Here is a 23859-nt window from a genome sequence, read left to right as displayed (position 1 = left end):
CAAAAGAAGATAAATAAGCGAAAACGGAGAGCTTAGGCTCTCCGTTTTTTTATGGGCGGTATAATCGATATTCATGCCAGTATGGCTGTACAAGCGGTCTAAAAATGAAAAAATTTTGCAAATGGTGTTAAGAGAAAGGGCAGGAGCGGGAGAGGAGTTTTAAATATGAAAACCTTATAAGTTTTTGAGCGAGATCAAAAAAATATGCTTTTAACGAAATTTCTTGTTAGAATATCCGCTGAGTTTTTACTCATATTTAACCTATTATTTTTTGAGGATTTAACTATGGCATATACATTACCTGAATTAGGCTACGCTTATGATGCGTTGGAGCCGCATTTCGATGCAAGAACAATGGAAATTCACCATTCTAAACACCACCAAACCTATGTAAATAATGCAAACGCAGCATTAGAAGCTCATCCTGAGTTATTAGAAAAATGTCCAGGTGCATTAATTAAAGATTTAAGCCAAGTGCCTGCGGACAAACGTGTTGCTGTGCGTAACAATGTTGGTGGTCATGTAAACCATACTCTATTTTGGAAAGGTTTAAAAACAGGTACAACTTTACAAGGTGCATTAAAAGAGGCGATCATTCGTGATTTTGGTTCTGTTGAAAATTTCCAAGCAGAATTTGAGAAAGCTGCAACTACTCGTTTTGGCTCAGGCTGGGCGTGGTTAGTTTTAAATGAAGGAAAATTAGCGGTAGTTTCAACTGCGAACCAAGATAACCCATTAATGGGGGTGGAAGTCGCAGGCTGTGAGGGATACCCTATTTTAGCATTAGATGTTTGGGAACACGCTTACTATTTACATTATCAAAACCGTCGTCCAGATTACATTAAGGCATTCTGGAATGTAGTAAACTGGGATGAGGCTGCCCGTCGTTTTGAAGATAAAGTGGCAACTTGTGGTTGTGCAAAATAAGCATATTGTAGCAAGCTAAACGAAAGGCGGAATTAAATTCCGCCTTTTTTGTTAGAACTATTTGGTTCCGAAAATTTTATCACCTGCATCGCCTAAGCCAGGAATGATGTAGCCGTTTTCATTTAAGTGGCTGTCGATTGATGCGGTATAAAGCTCAATATCTGGGTGTGCCGCTTCTAATGCCTTAATCCCTTCTGGTGCAGCAACGAGAACTAATACCTTAATATGTTTGCACCCAGCTTCTTTTAACAGATCGATAGTTGCGATCATTGAGCCACCAGTTGCCAACATTGGATCAACCACAATCGCTAAACGCTCGCCAACATCGTTCGCTAATTTTTTGAAGTATGGAACAGGTTCTAACGTTTCTTCGTTACGGTAGATCCCCACTACACTAATTCTTGCGCTTGGGATGTGTTCTAGAACTCCGTCCATCATACCTAAACCCGCACGTAAAATTGGCACAACGGTTACTTTTTTCCCTTTAATTTGTTCAACTTGTACTGGGCCATTCCAACCATCAATGGTAATTTGTTCTGTTTCTAAATCTTTGGTGGATTCATAGGTGAGTAGGCTACCTATTTCAGTTGCTAATTGACGGAAATCTTTAGTGCTGATATCACCCGCTCTCATTAAACCAATTTTATGTTTAACCAGAGGATGTTTAACTTCAATAACTTTCATTTTTATCTCCTATTGGGGCTGGGAATGTCGTATTATTTTATCAGAAATTCAGGCTGAGAGTTTAATCCAGATCAGACAAAATTGACCAAAATGCATTAATAATTGGCTCTTGCAAGCGACGTTGTTGTAGCAAAATGCCGAGTTCAAAAGATTCGATAGGCTGCTCAAGATGGAAAAAAGAAACTTGGTTATTTACAGGGCTATGCTGCGCAACGACATCAGGTAATAAAGCAACGCCACAACCAACAGCCACCATGGGTAGAATTGCTTCGTGTCCTTCCACGCTTGCATAAATTTTGGGCTGTTTAATTTTTTGCATTTTAAACCAAGCATCGATCCGCTTACGAGCAGGGCCATCAACTGGTAGGATAAATGGTACTTCGTTCCAATTAATCTCTTTTTGTTGCAGTAATTGTGTGGCAGGGCAGGCAATCCTAGGCACAATAAGAGAAAGGTGAATATCATCAATATAGTGAAATTCAATATTACTAGGTAAATGCTCCGGCTTGCCGGCGAGAGAAATATCAACTGCCAGTGATTGGACATTATGTAATGCCTTTGCTGGATCACCAGTGCTAAGTTGAATATCAATTCTGGGGTATTTGCGCCGGAACTTATCCAAAATTCTGGGCAAATGGCTGTAAGAAGCGGTGACAGAACAAAATAGTTTCAGCTCACCCTCTAATTCGGTCGTTTTGGGGGATAATCGATGTTGTAGTTCTAACCATTCTGCCCATGATTTTTCAGCAAAATGGCGAAATTTAGTACCAGCCTCAGTTAAATGTACTTGACGATTATCACGTAAAAAAAGCGGCTGGCCCAGCTCGTCTTCCATTCGTTGGATATGGCGAGAAAGGGCAGATGGACTAAGATGGTTTTTCTCTGCAGTTCGGGCAAAATTGCGATTTTGCACAATATCAAGAAAAAGCTTAAGGCTTTGAAATTCCATAAAGATACAAGATAAACAAAACCCCACAAAATTGTGGGGTTCGTAAATTATTTGATGCCTGGAATGCTGAAGCGTTTGTTGAAACGTTCTACACGACCACCAGTATCAACAACACGTTGTTTACCAGTGTAGAATGGGTGGCAGTTACCACACACATCAAGGTTTAAGTTTTTACCTACTGTAGAACGAGTTTTGATTACATTACCACAAGAACAAGTTGCAGTAATTTCAGTATATTCTGGGTGAATACCTTGTTTCATTATAGAGAACCTCATAAGAGACCATATCGCCACTAGCCGAGCGAGATAAGCAGTTCCGACTAGTACCATATGTATTAAAAAACACCAGGCTGTAGCCTAGCACCAAAAGAGCGCGTATTCTACGCTAATTTAAATTTGATTTCAACAATTCAATTCTGTGATTGAGATCACATTTTCTACTGATATTTTCCATTTGAAAGTGGAAAAATAGTGTAAAATCAGCGTACTTTTCACTTTGTTTTTTTAGGAGAAAATATGACAGAACGTAAAGTGTTAGCCAATGCGATCCGTTTTTTAAGCATGGACGCGGTGCAAAAAGCAAATTCAGGGCATCCCGGTGCACCAATGGGAATGGCTGATATTGCAGAAGTATTATGGCGTGATTTTTTATCGCATAATCCAACTAACCCTGCATGGGCAAACCGCGACCGTTTTGTGTTATCAAACGGACATGGCTCAATGCTGATTTATAGCCTATTACATCTTTCTGGCTATGACCTTTCTATCGATGATCTCAAACAATTCCGTCAGCTACATTCAAAAACGCCTGGCCACCCTGAATATGGCTATACTCCTGGTGTAGAAACGACCACCGGCCCGTTAGGTCAAGGGATTACCAATGCAGTTGGCATGGCAATTGCAGAAAAAACTTTAGCAGCACAATTTAACCGAGAAGGTCATGAAATTGTAAATCACTACACTTATGCATTTTTAGGCGATGGTTGTTTAATGGAAGGTATCTCACATGAGGCTTGTTCATTAGCAGGTACTTTAGGCTTGGGTAAATTAATCGCATTTTACGATGATAATAATATTTCAATTGATGGGCATGTTGATGGTTGGTTCTCTGACGATACTGCTCAACGTTTTGAAGCTTATGGATGGCATGTTATCCGCAATGTTGATGGTCATAATCCAGAACAGATCCAAGCTGCAATTGAATACGCTCAAGAAGAGAAACACCGTCCGACCTTAATTATCTGTAAAACCATTATTGGCTATGGTTCACCAAATAAATCAAATTCACATGATTGTCACGGGGCTCCATTGGGTGATGCGGAAATTCAAGCTGCACGTGAATTTTTAAATTGGGATTACGCGCCATTTGAAATCCCTACAGAAGTTTACTCGGCTTGGGATGCTAAAGTACGTGGTCAGCAAGCTGAAGCAGAATGGAATGCTAAATTTGCGGCGTATCAAGCTGCTTATCCAGATCTCGCGGCAGAATTTACACGTCGTGTAAATGGTGATTTACCAGAAAACTGGGCGAAAGATAGCCAAGCCTTCATTGAACAGTTACAAGCAAACCCTGCAAACATTGCCAGCCGTAAAGCATCACAAAATGCGATTGAAGCTTACGCAAAATTATTGCCTGAATTCTTAGGTGGTTCAGCAGACTTAGCAAGCTCTAACTTAACCTTATGGTCTGGTTCTCGCCCAATTCGTGCCACTGAAAACCAAGATGGCAACTACATTAACTACGGTGTGCGTGAGTTTGGTATGTCAGCGATTATGAACGGTATCGCCCTACACGGTGGTTTCATTCCTTACGGTGCAACCTTCTTGATGTTTATGGAATATGCACATAATGCCGTACGTATGGCTGCATTAATGAAACAGCGTGCATTATTTGTTTATACTCATGATTCTATTGGCTTAGGTGAAGATGGCCCAACTCACCAGCCTGTAGAGCAAACTTCAGCGCTACGTTTAATTCCAAATCTTCAAACTTGGCGTCCGTGCGACCAAGTGGAATCTGCGGTAGCGTGGAAAGCGGCGGTTGAGCGTAAAGATGGCCCGAGTGCATTAATCTTTACCCGTCAAAACTTAACACAAATGGAACGTACAGCAGAACAATTAGCCAATGTGGCTCGTGGTGGTTATGTCTTAAAAGATTGTGCAGGTACACCTGATTTAATCTTTATAGCGACAGGTTCTGAAGTAGAATTAGCTGTAAAAGCTGCTGAGCAATTAACTGCAGAAGGCAAAGCTGTACGTGTGGTTTCAATGCCAAGCACTAATCTATTTGATGCGCAAGACGAAGATTACCGTGAAAGCGTATTACCAAGTTCTGTAACCAAACGTGTTGCAATTGAAGCAGGTATTGCAGATTTCTGGTATAAATATGTTGGCTTTGGCGGACGTATTGTGGGTATGAATAGCTTTGGTGAGTCAGCACCAGCGGGAGAGCTATTCAAGCTCTTCGGCTTTAGCGTTGAAAATGTAGTTGCGAAAGCAAAAGAGATTTTATAATCATAACGCTTAAAAAAAACAACCGCTTGTAAACAAGCGGTTGTTTTTTATAGATTATTTTCAAACCAACTTTCTAAAATTAGGCAAGCAGAGATAGAATCTACTTTACTTTTTTTCAACGCACGGAATCCTCCTCGCTCAAAAATTTCACTGCGTGCTTCGACAGTGGTTAGACGTTCATCTTGCAGCGCGATCGGAATATTAAAGCGTCCGTTTAAGCGATTAGCGAATTTTTTAGCACGTTGAGTTAAAGGTTGTTCCGTTCCATCCATATTCAGAGGTAAACCAACAACTAATAAATCGGGTTGCCATTCTTGAATCACATTACCAATTATTTCCCAATTGGGGATACCATCTTGAGCTTTAAATGCTGGTAAGCCTTGAGCAGTGCCGGTAATACTTTGTCCTACTGCACAGCCAATGCTATTGGTGCCAAAATCAAAGGCTAAAATTGTTTGACTCATTATGCGCGACCTGCCTTTGCGGGGATAGTGTTAAAACCTAGTAAATCATAGGCTTTAGCCCAACGATCGAGATAGCCGGTTTCAAAAAGAATTTGTTCATCAGCTTCCCCGACTAGCCATAAATTACGTGCTATTTCTTGCTCTAATTGCCCAGATTTCCAAGTGCAGCACCCTAAGCATACTATAAAATGCTCTGGTGAATTATCTTGTCCAAAGGTATCTAAAATATCGCCTGAAGTAGTTAATACGACATGTTCTGTAACAGGGTAACTGTGTAAAAATGCATTTGTTGTTGGGCTATGTAGAATAAAGCCACGTTCTTGTGCAACAGGCCCTCCACTAAGCACTAGCTGATCCTTACTATAACTTCGTTCATTTGCTATTAAAAAATCCATTTTAGCAAGCAATTCCATCACGGAAAGATCCGTGGGTGAGTTAATCATTAGTCCCATTGCGCCTTGCTCGTTATGATCACAGATATAGATGACGGCACGATCAAAATAATCATCGTCCATATCTTGCGTGGCGATTAATAGTTGCCCTTGTAAATTCATGCGCAGAGATCTCCGTATAATGTTTGCAACGCGCTAATTGTTGCGAGCGAAGCCGTTTCTGTACGTAATATTCGCTTACCAAGGAGCACTTCAGTAAAGCCTTGTTGTTCTGTCATGCTGATTTCTTCTGCGGATAATCCGCCCTCTGAGCCAATAAGTAAACGCACGCCTTCTTTTGGCATATTTGGTAAGGATTTCAAGGTATATTTAGCGCGCGGATGAAGATTTAATTTTAGCATCGCATCTTGCTCTTTACACCAATCACTGAGTTTCATTATTGGGCGAATTTCTGGTACAACATTGCGTCCGCATTGTTCACAAGCTGAGATAGCAATTTTTTGCCACTGTTGTAATTTTTTATCTTGGCGCTCACCATCAAGTTTTACGCCACAGCGCTCAGACCATAATGGTGTGATAGTTGTTACACCGAGTTCAACCGATTTTTGAATGGTAAATTCCATACGATCGCCACGAGAAATCACTTGCCCTAGATGGATTGGAAGTGGGCTTTCACGATCATCAAACTGTGAATGGTGGATGATAACTTCAATGTGTTTTTTGCTGATGGTCTGAATAGTGGCATTAAAAATGTGGTTTGAACCATCAAATAGAATTAACTCTGCGCCTTCACCCATACGTAAGACGCGTCCAACATGGTTGGCTGCATCATCGCTTAAAATACAGTGGTTTTGGTTGGCGAGGGGAGTTGGATGATAAATTCTTGGTATTCTCATAGTGAATGTTAAGCGGTCGATTTTGCAAAAAATTCTGCAAAATTAACCGCTTGTTTGATTATTTTAAGTAGTGGATTGCTTGGGTTAATTCATTATCGTTGTAGATCGATTGAATTATTTCGCTATAGGTTTGATTTAATACCTTACGGATACCATTATTATCTGCGCCAAATGCGCCTTCATAAGCACGAGTAGTATTAAAGTTTTTGGTAAAGTTGCCTTTTGCTCCTTGCACTTGTACTTCCAAAGCAATTTCAGAAGAAATTTTGTGACGTAAATTGCCTTGTTCGACATTGGCAAAGAATTTTTTTACATTTACCACTAAATTCACATTGCCATTCGCAGGTACGACACCAAAACCTTTACTATTAAGACTTTGTTGCATGGCTTGCTGAAATAACTGACGTACATCAGGCACAGCAGTGAGTTTTTGCACATTACCGGCAGTGGTATAGCTCGCGACTTCAGCAGAGTTACGCAAATCATATGTCGTGACATTAACTGCAGCCGTTTGATTTTGAGTATTAAAACTGGCTGTTGGAACAGGAGTCGTGAACAAAATTGTATTTGACTGGCTTTGGCAGCCGGCTAATAGCGCCGCCCCAAATAGTGTTAAAATACAAAAGGATTTTTTTGAAAACAACATAGGCTTTCCTTCATCTGTTAGGGTAAAATTTTGTGACAAAGTATAGTATTATTCACGCCAAATTGCCAAAAATTCAAGGAGAAATTATGTCTGTTGAACAAACGATTGTAAGCAAACTGCATGAGCGCTTTAGCCCAACAGTGTTACATATCGAAAACGAAAGTCATCGCCATAGTGCTGGGCGAGGCGCAGAATCCCATTTTAAAGTAGTACTCGTTTCTGACGTTTTTAATGCTATGCGGGCAGTTGCTCGTCATCGTGCGGTGTATGAATGCTTAGCCCAAGAGCTGGAAAATGGTGTGCATGCCCTAGCTTTGCACCTTTATACTTTAGCTGAGTGGGAAGAAGATGGTGAAGCAATTCCAGCTTCGACCAATTGTGTTGGACATGGCAAATAGATTTATTTTATTTTCTAAAAAAATTGCTTGCCTTGACAGCGAAAAGTCAGTATAGTTCACCGTATCTTTCAAATGTGCATTTAAATGCACATTTTTTATTGATTCGGTGAGATGTCCGAGTGGTTGAAGGAGCACGCCTGGAAAGCGTGTATATGCGAAAGTGTATCGGGGGTTCGAATCCCCCTCTCACCGCCATTCAGTAGAGTGAAAGAATCTCCTTACTGTTTTCATAGATATTTCCTTGGTTAAGTTAAAGTAGTTAATACTTTATTTCTTAAAGTAGCCCAAACTTTTTGTTTGGGCTTTTTTTTATCCTGTTTTAAACAAAAAGCTACAGAGCAATGTCGCTGTAGCTTTTTCGGTTATTATTTAGCAATTTTCTGTAATCGGTAATCTGATTTCCCTTGTACAGGCTTACCATCAGGGCCACATAATTCGGCATGGGTTTCGCTGATTAAAACGGCTAAATTCTCCGAGTTTTCTAAACGAACCACATTAGGATTTTGTTTGTCCCAGCTATATTTTCCTTTGTCGGTGAATGGATATTCTTGTCCGCGTTTATAATAAACTGTGTGATATTCATAGCTATTATCTTGATTTAAAGTTAATTCTGCTTCAATTTTTTCGCAGTCGGCGCAAGGTAAGGTGCCTTTGAATACGCCTGAAACGCCTTTTTGTGGGGCGAAGCTTGAACAGGCGCTCAATAGTGTTGCTAACGCAAGAAATGCCATTTTTTTCATATTAAAAGTCTCCTCGTTGAGTAAAATGAATGGATTCAGTTAGAGTGTGTTGATGTTTCAAATTAAAATTGGGATCCACACGAATATTTAATGCATGTACCTGTGGCAAATCCTGTTGAATAAGTTTTAATAATAACCCTTGTTGTAGCAGTAAACCTTGACGTATAGTCGCATTTGGCACTTCCAACACAAGTTGATTATCAGCTAAATTACGAATACGGTAGAGTCCACGGTAAATACTAGGCAATGATTGTTGTATTTTATCATTTAAGCTATTTAACTCAGTGGCACGTTGGACTATGCGATGCAACGCAGAGTTCTGCAAAATTTCACTAATATTTTTAGTTGTTGAATTTTTCATCGTGTTAGCTCATTTTCCCTTGTTTTTGGCGTCAATCACCCCAATAAACCGACCTATTCTATAAAAATTATCGTATAATCAACACAATTTTTTTGAATTAAACCACTAATGACTCTCTTTTCTCGTTTCACAAAACCGACTTTTTGGACGCAATTCTTCTTTGGAATCGTTGCGGTTTTGGCGTTACCTGAAGTTTCACATAGCGAAAGCCATAACACAGATAACGTGGCTGAGCAGCAAGTGTTGAATGTTGTTCCGACAATCAAACAAGCTGATAGCGAGCAGATTTTTCTACAGCAAGCACGTACGAGTGTGCAGCAGCCGATAAAACAAGCGGTTGAAATTTGTATTTTTTCTGCAAAATACTACCGCTTGGAATGTCATCCTAATCCACCGATTCGGGCGGGGCCTGTTGCTTAAATTTTTCAATTTTTATGGGATAAGGTTAAACGTATTCCAATTCTGTCAGAAATGAGCAAATGCTCATTGCACATAGTGATTTTATCTTTTTAATGGAATTTTTATGTTTTCAAAATTAGCCACAGCGATCTTTGGCTCAAGCAATGATCGCACTTTAAAGCGTTTAAATAAACGCGTTGCACAAATTAATAAATTAGAACCTGAGTTTGAAAAATTAAGTGACGAAGCATTAAAAGCGAAAACCGCGGAATTTAAGCAACGCCTTGCCGATGGTGCAAGTCTGGATAGTTTATTGCACGAAGCGTTTGCGACAGTGCGGGAAGCAAGTAAGCGTGTATTAGGTATGCGTCATTTCGATGTGCAATTAATTGGCGGTATGGTGCTGACTAACCGTAATATCGCAGAAATGCGGACAGGGGAAGGCAAAACCTTAACTGCAACGTTACCTTGCTATCTTAATGCGCTTACCGGTAAAGGCGTACACGTAGTAACAGTCAATGATTACCTTGCTCGTCGTGATGCAGAAACCAATCGTCCACTATTTGAATTCTTAGGTATGACTGTTGCGGTAAATATCCCAGGCTTATCAGGCGAAGCTAAACGAGCTGCATATGCTGCTGATATTACTTATGCGACTAATAGCGAATTAGGCTTTGACTATTTACGTGATAATCTTGCTCATAGCAAAGAGGAACGTTTTCAACGCCAATTACACTATGCGTTAGTCGATGAAGTAGATTCGATCTTAATTGATGAAGCACGCACACCGCTAATTATTTCAGGTCCATCAGAAAATGCCACGGAAGTTTATCAAGCGATTAATACGATTATTCCGCATTTGATTGCTCAAGATAAAGAAGATACGGAAGAGTATACTGGCGATGGCGATTTCACATTAGACCTTAAAAACAAACAGGCAAGTTTAACCGAGCGTGGTCAGGTCAAAGTGGAGCAATTATTGGTGCAACTTGGTTTGATGCACGAAAATGAAAGTTTATATCAACCTTCTCGTATCGCTTTATTACATCATGTTTATGCCGCTTTACGTGCACATAAACTATTCGAAGTGAATGTAGATTACATTGTCAAAGATGGTGAAGTGGTGATCATTGATGAACACACAGGACGTACAATGGCAGGGCGTCGTTGGTCAGATGGTTTGCACCAAGCGATTGAAGCGAAAGAAGGTGTGGCAATTCAAGGTGAAAATCAAACAGTAGCGTCGATTACCTATCAAAACTATTTCCGCCTTTATGAGAAATTAGCGGGTATGACAGGGACAGCGGATACTGAAGCTTTTGAGTTTCAACAAATTTATGGTTTAGATACCGTTGTTATCCCAACTAATCGCCCAATGATTCGTGATGATCGTACTGACTTAATGTTCAAAAGTGAGCCTGAAAAATTTGCAGCGATTATCAAAGATATTCAAGATTGTATGGCTCGGCAACAACCTGTGTTGGTCGGGACAATATCCATTGAAAAATCAGAGGCACTTTCTGCGGCGCTGAATAAAGCAGGTATTGCTCATAATGTGTTAAATGCAAAATTCCACGCCCAAGAAGCAGAAATTGTCGCCGAAGCAGGTCGCCCTGGTGCAGTAACCATTGCCACGAATATGGCTGGTCGAGGCACGGATATTGTACTTGGTGGAAACTGGAAAGCGGAAGTGGCGAAATTAGAAAATCCAACTGATGAGCAAGTTGAAGCAATCAAAGCAGAATGGCAAAAAAATCACGATATTGTGATGCAGGCAGGTGGTTTGCATATTATCGGCACGGAACGTCATGAATCTCGCCGCATTGACAACCAGTTGCGAGGTCGTTCAGGTCGTCAAGGTGACCCAGGTTCATCTCGTTTCTACCTTTCATTAGATGATGCCCTAATGCGTATTTATCTGAATGAAGGCAAGCTCAATATGATGCGTAAGGCCTTTACCGAAGAAGGCGAAGCGATGGAATCGAAACTTTTAACTAAAGTAATTGCTTCAGCACAAGCCAAGGTAGAAGCGCATAACTTTGATGGTCGTAAGCATTTGTTACAGTATGATGATGTGGCAAATGAACAACGTAAAGCGATTTATGAGCAACGTAACTATCTACTTGAAACCGATGATATTTCAGCGATGATCGAAACTATCCGTAGTGATGTTTATAATGCGGTTATCGATCAATATATTCCACCGCAATCTATCGAAGAAATGTGGGATGTGCCGGCGTTGGAAACTCGTTTAAAACATGAGTTTGGTTTGGATTTACCGCTAGTAAAATGGCTTGAAGAAGATAACAATCTGCACGAAGAAACTTTGCGTGAACGTATTATTGCCATTGCAACAGAGCAATATCAAGCTAAAGAGGCAGTTGTTGGTGCGGAAGTCATGCGCAGCTTTGAAAAAGGCGTAATGCTACAAAACTTAGACGAACTTTGGAAAGAGCATCTTTCTGCAATGGATTACTTGCGCAAAGGGATTCATTTGCGTGGTTATGCTCAGAAAGATCCAAAACAAGAGTACAAAAAAGAGTCATTTGCAATGTTTACCGAATTGCTTGACCGCTTAAAAATGAATGTGATCAGCATCTTAAGCCGCATTCAAGTTAAAAGCCAAGAGGAAATTGAACGCGAACAACGCTTAATGGCAGAAGCACAACAAGCGGCAGAAAATGGTGAACAGGGTGGATTTGTCGCTGGCGATGTTAATGAAAATAAAACAGTGCTAAGTGATGAAGATTTTAAAAATCTGAATATCAGCCGTAATGACCCTTGCCCTTGTGGTTCAGGTAAGAAATATAAGCATTGCCACGGCAATAAAGCAAAATATGCGTAATTAAAACAAGCGGTGCGTTTTTGCAAAAAATCGGCAAAAACACACCGCTTGCCTTTAAGAGAGAATGCTATGACTAAACCGATAATCCAAGTTGCTGCAGGCATTATTCGTAATGAATTTGGGCAACTTTATTTGACTCGTCGTCAAGATGGGCAAGATTTTGCGGAATCTTTAGAATTTCCTGGTGGGAAAATTTCACAAAATGAAACGCCAGAGCAAGCGCTTAGCCGAGAACTTGAAGAAGAGATCGGTATTCATATTCTTGGCGCATTTCCTTACGAAAATTTCCGTTTTGAATATCCGACAAAAATCATCGAATTTTTCTTTTACTTGGTTGAAGAGTGGGTCGGTGAACCTTTCGGGCGAGAAGGGCAAGAAGGATTCTGGATTGCCCAATCCGAACTCGAAGAAGGATTATTTCCGCCGGCAAATTTGGAGCTGATTCGTAAATTAAAAGCGGAAGTAAATGCAGGATAATGAAAGGCTGATACATTAGTATCAGCCTAATTTTTATCCATAAAATAGAATAATACTTGACGAATTACTTTTGTACTAGTTTAATAGTGCAAAATTTCTTTCAAGGCATTGAATATGGTTCAAGTTCATCAAACACAGCTTCCTTATTATCAAGATACTACCGCACTGTTTCACTATCTTTGTGGTGCTTGTCCGCATACGCTGTTATTAGATAGTGCGGAAATTCAAAGTAAAAATAGCACGAAAAGTTTATTATTTGCAGTTTCTGCGGTGCAGATAAATTGTGATGGGAATACCGTAACCTTTAGTGCATTAACGGAAAATGGGCAAGCCATTTTGCCGAACATTCAAACCGCATTAAATCAATTAAATCCTACCCCAATTTGCACTTTTTCGGCGGAAAATCACCACTTGCAGGCGGTTTTTCCTGAAATTTCCGCAGAGCTTGATGAAGACAGTAAACTTAAAACCACCACAATTTTTGATGGTTTGCGTTGTGTGCAACGTCTGTTTGCAGGCAGTGAAAGCCCTGTCTATTTAGGTGGTTTGTTTAGCTATGATTTAGTCGCGCAATTTATGCCAATGCAGGGGATTGAATTAAAAGATGATGGATTAACTTGCCCTGATTTTAGTTTTTATCTTGCCGAGCAGTTGATTTTTATTGATCACCAAACGGAAACAGCAACCTTGCATTCGTTCTGTTTTAGTCCTGAACAAGCGGAAAATATCCAACAACAAGCGGTGCAAATTAGCGAAAAATTGGCAAAACAGCAACATCAACCATTAGCGCTTGAAACCCAATCAGTGCAAGGTGAAGCGGTGGCAAATTTAGATGATGATCAATTCAAAGCGATTATCCAGCAACTCAAATACCATATTCATATTGGCGATGTGTTCCAAATTGTGCCATCTCGCCGTTTTAGCTTGCCTTGCCCGAATACGCTCGCGACTTATCGTCAGCTAAAAATCAACAATCCAAGCCCTTATATGTTCTTTATGCAGGGGGAAAATTTCACCTTGTTTGGGGCATCGCCTGAAAGTGCGTTGAAGTATTGCCATCAATCTCGCCAGTTAGAAATTTACCCAATTGCCGGTTCTCGCCCTCGTGGCTTTGATGAGCAAGGCAACATTGATCCCGAATTAGATAGCCGTTTGGAATTAGAATTGCGTTTAGATCAAAAAGAGTTAGCAGAGCATTTGATGTTGGTGGATCTCGCTCGTAACGATGTGGCTCGTGTGTGTGAAAGTGGTTCTCGCCGTGTCGCCGATTTAATGCAGATTGATCGCTATTCGCACATTATGCACTTGGTTTCTCGTGTGGTTGGTACGCTCAAAAGCGATTTAGACGCATTACACGCTTACCAAGCCTGTATGAATATGGGGACACTCACAGGTGCTCCGAAAATTAAAGCCATGCAGCTGATTTATCAATTTGAGCAACAAAAACGCCATAGTTACGGTGGCGCAGTGGGCTATTTAACTTCCGATGGCAGCTTGGATACTTGTATTGTGATTCGCTCCGCCTTTGTGCAAAATGGTATGGCTTATGTCCAAGCTGGTTGTGGTGAAGTGTTAGATTCCGACCCGCAAATGGAAGCCGATGAAACACGCCATAAAGCAAGGGCGGTATTGAAGGCGATTGAGCAGGTTAATTTAGGCTAATTTTGCCCCCTCTCCCTGATTTTCACTTCTGAATGAAGTGAAAATCTGTCCCTCTCCCCATTGGGGAGAGGGGGAGAAAATCCGAAGGATTTTCGGAGGGAGAGGGGATATTGAGGACAACATATGGCAAACATTCTTTTCGTTGATAATTTTGATTCTTTTACTTACAACTTGGTTGATCAATTTCGCCAATTAGGGCATTCGGTTACGATTTTCCGCAACGATTATCCTTTGCAGGCTTTTTTAGACAAAGCTCGCAGTACGCCTGATTGCATTGTGGCGTTATCTCCCGGACCAGGTAATCCAAGTGAAGCAGGTAACCTTTTGGCGATTATTCGTGAGTTGAAAAATGACGTGCCATTGATTGGTATCTGTTTAGGGCATCAAGCCATTATTGAAGCCTTAGGTGGGGAAGTGGTGCATACAGGCACGGTGCTACACGGTAAAGTCTCTAAAATTGAGCACGATAATCAAGCAATGTTTGCAGGTATCAACAACCCAATGCCAGTGGCTCGTTACCATTCGTTAATGGGTGATAAATTGCCCGAAGAATTAACCGTTAATGCCAGATTTGGTGAGATTATTATGGCAGTGCGTCATAAAACCTTACCGATTTGCGGTTTTCAATTTCACCCAGAATCTATTTTAACGGTGGAAGGGAGTAAGCTATTGAAACAGTCAGTTCAATGGCTATTGGAGGCAAAAAATGATTAGTGTTTACGGATTAAAACACACACTTGCACCACGCCGAGCACTCATTGCAGACATTATTTTTAGCTGCCTTGAGGTCAATTTAGGCATTCCTAAGCAACGGCACGCTTTACGGTTTGAGTTACTTGATGATGAGAATTTTTATTTGCCTGTAAATCGTAGTGACAATTTTTTAGTGATTGAAATTAATTTAATGCAAGGGCGTTCAGAGCAACTCAAAAAACGTTTAATTAAAGGCTTATTTAGTGCGTTGCATTCAAAAGCTGGCATTATGCCGATGGATGTCGAGATTACGATTAAAGAACAACCCGAACATTGCTGGGGATTTCGTGGAATGACAGGTAACGAAGCCACAGATTTAGAATATCAAGTGCATCGATAAGACAATAAGGAAGAAAATATGCAACACGAACAAATTTTAGAAAAACTCTTTAGCCATTGTTTGCTATCTCAAGCCGAAAGCCATTATTTATTCAGCCAAATTATGCAAGGACAATTATTACCAGAACAGCTTGCGGCAGCATTAATTGCCTTGAAATTACGGGGGGAAACCATTGAGGAAATTAGTGGTGCAGTGGTTGCAACGCTCGAAAATGCTCAGGCTTTTCCACGTCCTGATTATGCCTTTGCGGATATTGTCGGCACTGGGGGAGATGGGCAAAATACGATTAATATCTCAACCGCAAGCAGTATTGTTGCGGCAACGATGGGTTTTCCGATTGCGAAACACGGTAGCCGTGGGGTATCAAGCCCAACGGGGGCGAGCGATGTATTATCAGCATTAGGTATTAATGTCGCAGTTTCGCCTGAAACCGCTCGCCAAGCATTAGACGAGATCGGTTTATGTTTTCTGTTTGCGCCAAATTACCACACGGGCTTTAAACATGCTATTCCTGTACGTCAAGCATTAAAAACGCGCACACTTTTCAATATTCTCGGACCGCTCGTAAATCCTGCTCGCCCAAGACATCAGCTATTAGGTGTTTATTCTCCAGAGTTGTTAAAAATCTATGCCGAAACGGTAGCTAACTTGGGACATAAACATACAATCGTTGTGTATGGCGCAGGGCTAGATGAAGTGGCGGTACACGGTGAAACTCAAGTGGCAGAGATTGAAAATGGCGAGATTCGCTATTACCGCTTAAGCCCTGAAGATTTTGGCATTACTCGTCATTCTATTGAGTCGCTAAAAGGCGGTGAACCTGCTGAAAATGCAGCAAAAATTACCGCTTTATTACAAGGTAAAGGCGAGATAGCGCATATTGATGCGGTAGCGGTGAATGTTGCACTACTCATGAAATTATTTGGCAAAACGGATTTAAAAGCCAATGTTATGCAGGTAAAAAATGTGCTTGAAAGTGGAAAAGCATTTGAAACTTTGCAGAAATTAGCGCAATATAGCTAACCGAACTCTTCTCAACCTAAAGCCCACTTTGTGTGGGCTTTCTTTATTGGATAAATTATGGCTGGAGCATCTCTTTTTACGCTTTTAGATGATATTGCCGCAGTGTTAGACGACATTGCATTAATGACCAAACTTTCTGCCAAGAAAACCGCTGGGGTAATTGGTGATGATTTAGCACTGAATGCCAACCAAGTGAGTGGCAAAGATATTCGTGCAGAACGAGAATTACCTATCGTTTGGGCGGTGGCGAAAGGTTCATTACTAAATAAAGTGATTTTAATTCCCCTTGCTTTGCTGCTCTCAATTTATCTGCCGTGGTTAATTAATCCGCTATTAATGATTGGCGGGGCTTACCTCTGCTTTGAAGGGGTAGAGAAATTACTGCACAAATTTTTGCATAAAAATCATGAAAATGCACCGCTTGTTGAACGTTCCGAAAATGAAAAAATCAAAGGGGCGATTCGTACCGATTTTATTCTTTCGGCAGAAATTGTGATTATCGCGTTAGGCGTGGTTCAAGGTGCGGAAATGATGACGCAAATTATTTCACTGTCATTAGTTGGTATCGGTATTACTATTTTTGTTTATGGGCTGGTCGGCTTAATTGTTAAGCTAGATGATATTGGTTTATGGCTGATGAAAAAGCACAATGTGACAGCACAAGCCCTTGGAAAATCATTATTATTTGCTATGCCAAATTTAATGAAAGCACTATCAGTGATAGGCATGGTGGCGATGTTTTTTGTTGGGGGCGGTATTTTTAGCCATAATTTACCGATATTACACCATTTCATCGAGCGCCTTGCGCTACCAAGTTCGTTAGCCTTTTTGGTTGATCCGATTGTCGGTGTGATTGTGGGGATTATTGCTTGTGTGATTATCCTGCCACTCATGAAGATTTTTGCAAGTGGTAAGCATGACTAAGCAGAGTATTTACGATAACCCCATTTTCTTTGAACGCTACAAACAGTTGCGAGGTAACCCAGTTAGCTTAAATGAAGTGGTAGAAAAGCCTACTATGTTTTCGCTTTTACCCGATATTAAGGGCAAAAAAGTCTTAGATTTAGGCTGTGGTGCTGGTGGACATTTATTGCATTATTTAGACCGAGGAGCAGTAAAAGTCGTTGGGCTGGATTTATCGCAAAATATGCTTAATCAGGCACAAGTTGATTTTGATACCTTGGGAATAGACAGTGAAAAATACGCATTTTACTGTTTGCCAATGGAGCAGATTGAGCAAATTCCTGATGCCAGTTTTGATTTAGTCACCAGCTCTTTTGCCTTTCACTATGTGGATAATTTCCCTGAACTTTTGGCAAAAATTTCCGCTAAATTGACCGCTTGTGGCACGCTGATTTTCTCACAAGAACACCCGATTACCACCTGCTATAAATCGGGCTATCGTTGGGAAAAGAACGAACAGAAACAGCAAGTTGCTTATCGTTTGAATTATTATCGAGATGAGGGCGAGCGAGAGCGGAATTGGTTTCAACAAGCCTTTAAAACTTATCATCGCACAACAGCAACGATTTTAAATAATTTAATTCAGGCAGGGTTTGACATTGAGCAAGTTGAAGAGCCGATGCTTGCTGAAAAGCCCGAATGGCACGATGAATTTAAAGATCTGCAACATCGTCCTCCACTACTATTTGTGAAAGCGAAAAAAAGGGTTTAAGTTATTCACATTGGCTGTGGATAATGTTGTGAATTAGTTTAGAGTAACAAGGGTAAAAAATCCAGAAAGCCTGTATTGTCAAGCTTGGGCTATTCTCATTACTTGATTGATTAGAAAATAGCGGCTTGAGTTTGTCGAATAAGCCACAAATTTAAAATTTCTCCTGCTGACTCTCTTTACAAATCTATACTTTTGTTGATTAATAACGGTATTCGTTACGTAAGTAGGAGTAAATTATGCAATTGAAATTATCTTATACCCTCGTGGCAACCCTCGTTGCATCTGGATTGTCTAGTCAAACTTGGGCGGCGAAAGTACCTGAAGGTACATTGTTAGCTGAAAAGCAGCAAATTGTGATCAACAATGGTGCAGAACCCTCCAGTTTTGATCCACACAAAACCGATGGCTTACCTGAAGCTCAAATTTCATATCAATTACTTGAAGGGTTAGTCACCAAAGATAGTGATGGCAATGAACAACCAGGTATGGCGGTGTCGTGGGAAAGTTCGTCAGATTTCAAACAATGGACGTTTAAACTTCGCCCTGATGCCAAATGGTCGAATGGTGAACCTGTCACTGCCCACGATTTTGTCTTCTCTTGGCAACGCCTTGCCACTCCAACTACTGCCTCTCCTTATGCCAGTTATCTAGATTATCTCAAAGTTGAAAATGCCCAAGATGTGATTGAAGGTAAAAAACAGTCGAGTGAACTTGGGGTAAAAGCCCTTGATGATTTGACTTTCCAAGTAACGTTAAGCGAACCTGTGCCTTATTTAGTGGGAATGACCACGCATCAATCAATGCTTCCTGTGCCTAAATCTGTCGTAGAAAAATATGGTGATGCGTGGGTGAAAGTTGAAAATTATGTGGGCAATGGTGCCTATAAATTAGCAAAACACGTTATTAACGAAAAAATCGAATTTGAGCGTAATCCAAATTATTGGAACGATAAAGAAACAGTAATTGAAAAAGCGACTTTCCTTGCAATTCCAAGTACCAATACGGATGTACAACGCTATCGCGCAGGAGAGATCGACATTACTAACTATGGATTATCACCAGAAATTTTCCCAAAACTGAAAGCGGAAATTCCAGATGAGCTGTTTGTGGTGAAAACCCTCAGCACCTATCTCTATGAAATAAACAACCAGAAAGAACCATTTAATGATGTGAGAGTACGTAAGGCGTTAAATCTTTCTTTAGACCGCACCATTATTACCGATAAAGTACTCGGACAAGGACAAACTCCAACTTATGTCTTCACTCCGCCTTATATTGATGAAGGTGAGCAAATTCAACAGCCAGCTTATTCCAACCAGCCGATGGCAGAACGTAATGCACAAGCGATTAAATTGCTTGAAGAAGTGGGTTTTAGCAAAGCTAATCCGCTCAAATTTACGATTTTATATAACACCAATGAAAACCATAAAAAAGTGGCGATAGCTGCTGCCAGTATTTGGAAAACAAATACCAAAGGTTTAATTGATGTGAAGTTGGAAAATCAAGAATGGAAAACTTTCTTAGATACTCGTCGCCAAGGTAAATCAGAAGTGGCTCGTGCAGGTTGGGCAGCAGACTACAACCAAGCAACAAGCTTTATTAATTACTTCTTATCAAATTCTAGCAACAATACGGCTTTTTATAAGAGCAAAGCCTACGATGCTGCTGTGGCGGAATCTTACCAAGCTAAAGATGCCGCAGGACGGGCGAGTGCTTATGCAAAAGCAGAGGCTATTCTTGCTGAAGATGCTGCAGTTGTGCCAGTCTATAATTACGTAAATACACGTTTGGTAAAACCTTATGTGAAAGGCTATACCGGTAAAGATCCGCAAGATGATATTTTGCTGAAAAATCTTTATTTAATTAAACATTAGTATTGCAAGCGGTTGAATTTCCAAAATTTTTTGCAAAATTTTGTAGCAATTTGACCGCTTGTTTTGTTCTTTTTAAATGTTAATTGGCTGGATATGTTGAAATTCCAATAATCTAGCTCCCTCTTTTAGAGGCACTATCAGGTTCTGTGAATGCTTGTATGTAGGGGCGTACTGCGTACGCTCTAACCTTGTATTTTCTACATTTAAATGTTGGAATTGACATCATTACGGGCGTACGTAGTACGCTCCTATACGAGTATTATCCTCGTTAAACTTAATTTTTCAGAACTTGCTCCCTCAATCCTCAACGAGGGGAACTATCTTCGATAGGACTTAGCATATGTTGAAATTTATTATCAAACGGCTGTTGGAAGCAATTCCGACCCTGTTTATTTTGATTACCTTCTCTTTCTTTTTAATGCGCCTTGCGCCGGGTAGCCCGTTTACCTCTGAAAAAGCCTATCCACCAGAGGTCATGGCGAACATTGAAGCCAAATACCACTTAAACGAACCGCTGTATAAACAGTACGGTATCTACTTAAAAGATCTCTCACAGGGCAATTTCGGGCCATCATTTAAATATAAAGACCAAACGGTAAATGATCTGGTTGCCTCTGCGTTCCCTGTCTCGCTTAAACTCGGGATTATTTCATTTATTTTTGCGGTGATTATCGGTGTGTCTGCCGGTGTGATTGCGGCACTCAAACAGAACAGTAAATGGGATTATCTGATCATGAGTTTTGCAATGACAGGGGTGATTATGCCGAGCTTTGTGTTTGCGCCGTTGCTCGTCCTCTTCTTTGCGATTTATCTGAAATGGCTGCCGGCAGGTGGCTGGAATGGTGGGCAACTCTACTATATGGTGTTGCCGGTGCTATCGCTGACCATCGGTTATGTGGCGGGGATTGCCCGTATCACTCGTGGCTCAATGATTGAAATTTTCCACTCCAACTTTATCCGTACCGCAAAAGCAAAAGGTTTGCCGATGCGCAAAATTATTTTTAAACACGCTTTACGCCCTGCGTTAGTGCCGGTGATTACTTACCTTGCCCCCGCTTTTGTCGGGATCATTACCGGCTCAATGGTGATCGAAAGTGTCTTTGGTTTACCGGGGCTAGGGCAACTGTTCGTAAACGGTGCATTAAACCGTGACTACTCGCTGGTGTTGAGTTTGACTATTCTAGTCGGCACACTCACCATTTTGTTTAATGCGATTGTCGATATTTTATATGCGGTTATCGACCCGAAAATTCGTTATTCATAGGAGTGTGTGAAATGTTAGCAGACAATAAAACTCAACAATTGGCGGAGAATTTAGCCGACAGCGCCGAGCAAATGGCAGTGGAAGGACGTAGCCTGTGGCAAGATGCACGCCGCCGCTTTTTCCGCAATAAGGCTGCTGTGGCGAGTCTGATTACACTTTGCCTGATTATTCTGTTTATTACCTTTGCGCCAATGCTAATGCCGTTTAGCTATGATGACACCGATTGGAATATGATGGGCATTCCCCCAGATTTTGAAAGTGGACATTACTTCGGCACCGATACCGCAGGTCGTGATTTGCTGGTGCGTGTGGCTATGGGCGGCCGAATTTCACTGATGGTCGGGATTGCAGGGGCGATCATTGCCGTGATTATCGGCACACTCTACGGCACAATTTCCGGCTATTTGGGCGGTGCAACCGACAGCATTATGATGCGTATTGTTGAAATTCTCGGTTCGTTCCCGTTTATGTTCTTCGTGATTTTATTGGTGACATTCTTTGGGCAGAACATTCTGCTGATTTTTGCGGCTATCGGTATGGTGGCGTGGTTAAGTCTTGCCCGTATTGTGCGTGGTCAGACGTTAAGCCTGAAAAATAAAGAGTTTGTGGAAGCGGCTCTGGTGAGTGGCGTGCCTCGCCGTCAAATTATCTGGAAGCACATTGTGCCAAACGTGCTAGGCATTGTGGTGGTGTATGCGTCACTGGAAGTCCCGTCACTGATTTTATTTGAATCTTTCCTCAGTTTCTTGGGATTAGGTACGCAAGAGCCGATGAGTAGCTGGGGCGCACTGTTAAGTGATGGTGCAGCCAATATGGAAACCCACCCGTGGTTGCTTGCTTTCCCTGCATTTTTCCTCTGCTTAACCCTGTTCTGTTTTAACTTTATCGGTGATGGCTTGCGTGATGCGCTTGATCCAAAAGATAAATAGGTGGCCAAAATGAAGTTATTAGAAGTTAAAAACCTTGATGTTTATCTGAAAACCGATGAAGAGCTGGTTCACGCTGTGAAAAACAGTTCGTTTACGGTGGAAAAAGGGCAGACATTGGCAATTGTGGGCGAATCCGGTTCGGGAAAATCGGTCACCTCAATGGCAATTATGCAGTTACTGCCAAAAAACATTGTCAGCTATGGTGAAAGATCCTCCATTTTATTCGAAGGTCACGAAATTTTAAGTTTAACCGAAGCTGATTTGCAATCGATCCGTGGCGACCGTATAGCGATGATCTTCCAAGAGCCGATGACCTCGCTCAATCCTTATCTGCCGATTGGCGATCAAGTTGCCGAAGCAATGAGTACCCATAATCCGCAAATGAGTGAAAAAGAAGCTCTGCAACACGCCCTTGAAATGTTGCAGAAAGTGAAAATTCCTGATGCCGAGAAAAAACTGAAATGCTATCCACACGAATTTTCCGGCGGTCAGTTACAGCGGATTATGATTGCAATGGCGATCATCAATAAACCGGATCTGCTGATTGCCGATGAGCCGACCACCGCATTAGACGTGACAACCCAAGCAGAAATTCTGGATTTAATGCTGGAACTGCAACGGGATATGGGAATGGCGATCATCTTGATCTCACACGACCTACGCCTCGTGAAAAAATACAGCGATGAGGTGTGTGTGATGCAATACGGTGAAATTATCGAACGGGGTAAAACCGATTATGTGTTTAATAACCCGCAACACCCTTACACCGTAGAACTGCTCACGCCAATTCCAAATAATCATAAGGTGGAGTTGAGTGACAATACTCCAACCCTGATTAATGGTGAAAAACTTTGTGTGGATTATGTGCTGAAACGCTCACTGTTTGGCAAGCCGACCAAAGTCTTCAATGCAGTAAAAGAAATTTCACTTCATTTGAAGCAGGGCGAAACCCTCGGGATTGTGGGGGAGTCCGGTTCAGGTAAATCCACACTCGGGCGGGCAATTATGCAAATCCTCGATTATCGGGGCAAACTTACCTTTAACGATAAAGAGATTGCTAACCTTTCCAAAGCCGAACGCCAATTACTGAAAAAAGATATGCAGATGGTGTTCCAAGATCCGTTTAACTCACTCTCACCACGTTTGACGGTGGGGGAAATTATCGGTGAAGGCTTGGCGGTGCATTATCCGCAAATGAGCAAAGCGGAGCGCCGTCAAAAAGTGGCGAAAATGTTGGAAGAAGTCAATTTATCGCCTGCGATGATCAACCGTTATCCGCACGAATTTTCCGGCGGACAACGTCAGCGGATTGCGATTGCCCGTGCAATGATCTTAGAGCCAAAATTTGTGTTACTCGATGAACCGACCTCAGCGCTCGACCGTTCAACCCAGATCACGGTAGTCGAACTACTGAACAATCTGCAACGTAAATACGGGCTAAGTTATATTTTCATTAGCCACGATTTAGCGGTGGTACGGGCATTAAGTGACCGTGTGATCGTCATGAGTCAAGGCGATGTGGTGGAAAGCGGTAGCGTAGAGAGTGTGTTTCAAGCCCCTCAGCATGTTTATACCCAACGTTTAGTTGCAGCTTCGAATCTCTAAGTGGCTTCTGAGCGCATTTGTAGATTTTTGATAAAAATCGACC

At 41.3% G+C, this 23859-nt stretch carries 25 protein-coding genes and 1 tRNA gene; 17 read left to right on the top strand and 9 right to left on the bottom strand.

All coding sequences use genetic code 11. The features are described 5' to 3' along the window. Positions 1-285: 285 nt before the first annotated feature. Positions 286-927, top strand: coding sequence for a superoxide dismutase [Mn] (gene sodA, locus EDC51_RS03550; protein ID WP_015432932.1), 642 nt, complete (start codon positions 286-288; stop codon positions 925-927). A 57-nt stretch (positions 928-984) separates the two neighbouring features. Here sodA and upp read toward each other — a convergent pair whose 3' ends face one another. From upp to rpmE, 3 genes are all read right to left on the bottom strand, one after another. Then, positions 985-1611 carry a uracil phosphoribosyltransferase gene (upp, locus tag EDC51_RS03545; RefSeq protein ID WP_015432931.1) on the bottom strand — a complete coding sequence of 209 codons (627 nt, stop codon included), beginning with the start codon at positions 1609-1611 and terminating at the stop codon, positions 985-987. A 61-nt stretch (positions 1612-1672) separates the two neighbouring features. Further along, positions 1673-2560, bottom strand: a complete 888-nt coding sequence (gene ilvY, locus EDC51_RS03540) for an HTH-type transcriptional activator IlvY (RefSeq protein WP_064318901.1) — start codon at positions 2558-2560, stop codon at positions 1673-1675. Positions 2561-2607: 47 nt separating this feature from the next. Beyond that, entirely contained in the window at positions 2608-2820 is a 213-nt protein-coding gene (gene rpmE / locus EDC51_RS03535; protein WP_015432929.1) for a 50S ribosomal protein L31, read from the bottom strand. 255 nt (positions 2821-3075) lie between these two features. On the opposite strand from rpmE, the gene tkt reads away from it, so the two are divergent. Next, positions 3076-5073: a transketolase gene (gene tkt, locus EDC51_RS03530; RefSeq protein ID WP_131928187.1), complete on the top strand. Its 1998-nt coding sequence runs from the start codon at positions 3076-3078 to the stop codon at positions 5071-5073. A 47-nt stretch (positions 5074-5120) separates the two neighbouring features. Here tkt and ruvX read toward each other — a convergent pair whose 3' ends face one another. From ruvX to EDC51_RS03510, 4 genes are read right to left on the bottom strand one after another with little or no spacing between them, the layout of a single operon-like run. Continuing rightward, complete coding sequence (gene ruvX / locus EDC51_RS03525; protein ID WP_015432927.1) at positions 5121-5537, bottom strand: Holliday junction resolvase RuvX; 417 nt, start codon at positions 5535-5537, stop codon at positions 5121-5123. Beyond that, positions 5537-6097: a YqgE/AlgH family protein gene (locus tag EDC51_RS03520; RefSeq protein ID WP_131928186.1), complete on the bottom strand. Its 561-nt coding sequence runs from the start codon at positions 6095-6097 to the stop codon at positions 5537-5539. The genes ruvX and EDC51_RS03520 overlap by 1 nt, the downstream gene beginning before the upstream one ends. Further along, positions 6088-6825: a 16S rRNA (uracil(1498)-N(3))-methyltransferase gene (gene rsmE, locus EDC51_RS03515; protein ID WP_131928185.1), complete on the bottom strand. Its 738-nt coding sequence runs from the start codon at positions 6823-6825 to the stop codon at positions 6088-6090. The genes EDC51_RS03520 and rsmE overlap by 10 nt, the downstream gene beginning before the upstream one ends. Before the next feature lie 58 nt (positions 6826-6883). Then, positions 6884-7471: a YajG family lipoprotein gene (locus EDC51_RS03510; RefSeq protein WP_131928184.1), complete on the bottom strand. Its 588-nt coding sequence runs from the start codon at positions 7469-7471 to the stop codon at positions 6884-6886. Between the two features lie 86 nt (positions 7472-7557). On the opposite strand from EDC51_RS03510, the gene EDC51_RS03505 reads away from it, so the two are divergent. Together EDC51_RS03505 and EDC51_RS03500 are read left to right on the top strand one after the other, a co-directional pair. Then, the gene (locus EDC51_RS03505; RefSeq protein ID WP_025266904.1) at positions 7558-7869 is read left to right on the top strand and encodes a BolA family protein; all 312 of its coding nucleotides are present in this window, start codon (positions 7558-7560) and stop codon (positions 7867-7869) included. A 105-nt stretch (positions 7870-7974) separates the two neighbouring features. Further along, positions 7975-8064, top strand: a tRNA-Ser gene (locus EDC51_RS03500). A gap of 170 nt (positions 8065-8234) precedes the next feature. Here EDC51_RS03500 and EDC51_RS03495 read toward each other — a convergent pair. Both EDC51_RS03495 and EDC51_RS03490 read right to left on the bottom strand, forming a co-directional pair. After that, complete coding sequence (locus tag EDC51_RS03495) at positions 8235-8609, bottom strand: copper resistance protein NlpE (protein ID WP_025266905.1); 375 nt, start codon at positions 8607-8609, stop codon at positions 8235-8237. Between the two features lies 1 nt (position 8610). After that, positions 8611-8970, bottom strand: a complete 360-nt coding sequence (locus tag EDC51_RS03490) for a DciA family protein (protein ID WP_131928183.1) — start codon at positions 8968-8970, stop codon at positions 8611-8613. 108 nt (positions 8971-9078) lie between these two features. Here EDC51_RS03490 and secM point away from each other — a divergent pair, with 108 nt between their 5' ends. The 13 genes from secM (at position 9079) to EDC51_RS03425 (ending at position 23816) form a co-directional block, all read left to right on the top strand. Continuing rightward, positions 9079-9390: a secA translation cis-regulator SecM gene (gene secM, locus EDC51_RS03485; protein ID WP_015432920.1), complete on the top strand. Its 312-nt coding sequence runs from the start codon at positions 9079-9081 to the stop codon at positions 9388-9390. 103 nt (positions 9391-9493) lie between these two features. Beyond that, positions 9494-12214, top strand: coding sequence for a preprotein translocase subunit SecA (gene secA, locus EDC51_RS03480; protein WP_131928182.1), 2721 nt, complete (start codon positions 9494-9496; stop codon positions 12212-12214). Positions 12215-12283: 69 nt separating this feature from the next. Next, on the top strand, positions 12284-12691 hold the full coding sequence (gene mutT, locus EDC51_RS03475; RefSeq protein ID WP_025266908.1) for an 8-oxo-dGTP diphosphatase MutT: 408 nt from the start codon (positions 12284-12286) through the stop codon (positions 12689-12691). Positions 12692-12805: 114 nt separating this feature from the next. Further along, on the top strand, positions 12806-14353 hold the full coding sequence (trpE, locus tag EDC51_RS03470; RefSeq protein ID WP_131928181.1) for an anthranilate synthase component I: 1548 nt from the start codon (positions 12806-12808) through the stop codon (positions 14351-14353). A 123-nt stretch (positions 14354-14476) separates the two neighbouring features. Then, positions 14477-15067, top strand: coding sequence for an aminodeoxychorismate/anthranilate synthase component II (locus EDC51_RS03465; RefSeq protein ID WP_131928180.1), 591 nt, complete (start codon positions 14477-14479; stop codon positions 15065-15067). Next, on the top strand, positions 15060-15446 hold the full coding sequence (locus tag EDC51_RS03460) for a tautomerase family protein (protein ID WP_025266911.1): 387 nt from the start codon (positions 15060-15062) through the stop codon (positions 15444-15446). The genes EDC51_RS03465 and EDC51_RS03460 overlap by 8 nt, the downstream gene beginning before the upstream one ends. Before the next feature lie 18 nt (positions 15447-15464). After that, positions 15465-16469: an anthranilate phosphoribosyltransferase gene (gene trpD / locus EDC51_RS03455; RefSeq protein ID WP_131928179.1), complete on the top strand. Its 1005-nt coding sequence runs from the start codon at positions 15465-15467 to the stop codon at positions 16467-16469. A 57-nt stretch (positions 16470-16526) separates the two neighbouring features. Then, positions 16527-17393 (top strand): DUF808 domain-containing protein, encoded by an 867-nt coding sequence (locus EDC51_RS03450; RefSeq protein ID WP_131928178.1) that lies wholly within the window; start codon positions 16527-16529, stop codon positions 17391-17393. Beyond that, positions 17386-18144, top strand: a complete 759-nt coding sequence (locus EDC51_RS03445; RefSeq protein ID WP_125134613.1) for a class I SAM-dependent methyltransferase — start codon at positions 17386-17388, stop codon at positions 18142-18144. The genes EDC51_RS03450 and EDC51_RS03445 overlap by 8 nt, the downstream gene beginning before the upstream one ends. Positions 18145-18380: 236 nt before the next feature. Continuing rightward, a complete protein-coding gene (locus EDC51_RS03440) occupies positions 18381-20018 on the top strand; it encodes an ABC transporter substrate-binding protein (RefSeq protein ID WP_131928177.1) in 1638 nt (545 codons plus the stop codon). A 340-nt stretch (positions 20019-20358) separates the two neighbouring features. Then, on the top strand, positions 20359-21282 hold the full coding sequence (gene oppB / locus EDC51_RS03435; protein WP_131928176.1) for an oligopeptide ABC transporter permease OppB: 924 nt from the start codon (positions 20359-20361) through the stop codon (positions 21280-21282). A gap of 11 nt (positions 21283-21293) precedes the next feature. Beyond that, positions 21294-22211, top strand: coding sequence for an oligopeptide ABC transporter permease OppC (gene oppC / locus EDC51_RS03430; protein WP_131928175.1), 918 nt, complete (start codon positions 21294-21296; stop codon positions 22209-22211). A gap of 9 nt (positions 22212-22220) precedes the next feature. Next, positions 22221-23816 carry an ABC transporter ATP-binding protein gene (locus EDC51_RS03425; protein WP_131928174.1) on the top strand — a complete coding sequence of 532 codons (1596 nt, stop codon included), beginning with the start codon at positions 22221-22223 and terminating at the stop codon, positions 23814-23816. Positions 23817-23859: the final 43 nt, after the last annotated feature.

Source organism: Bibersteinia trehalosi (assembly GCF_004346205.1).
Classification (GTDB): domain Bacteria; phylum Pseudomonadota; class Gammaproteobacteria; order Enterobacterales; family Pasteurellaceae; genus Bibersteinia; species Bibersteinia trehalosi.
This window is presented reverse-complemented; position numbering and strand designations above follow the sequence as displayed.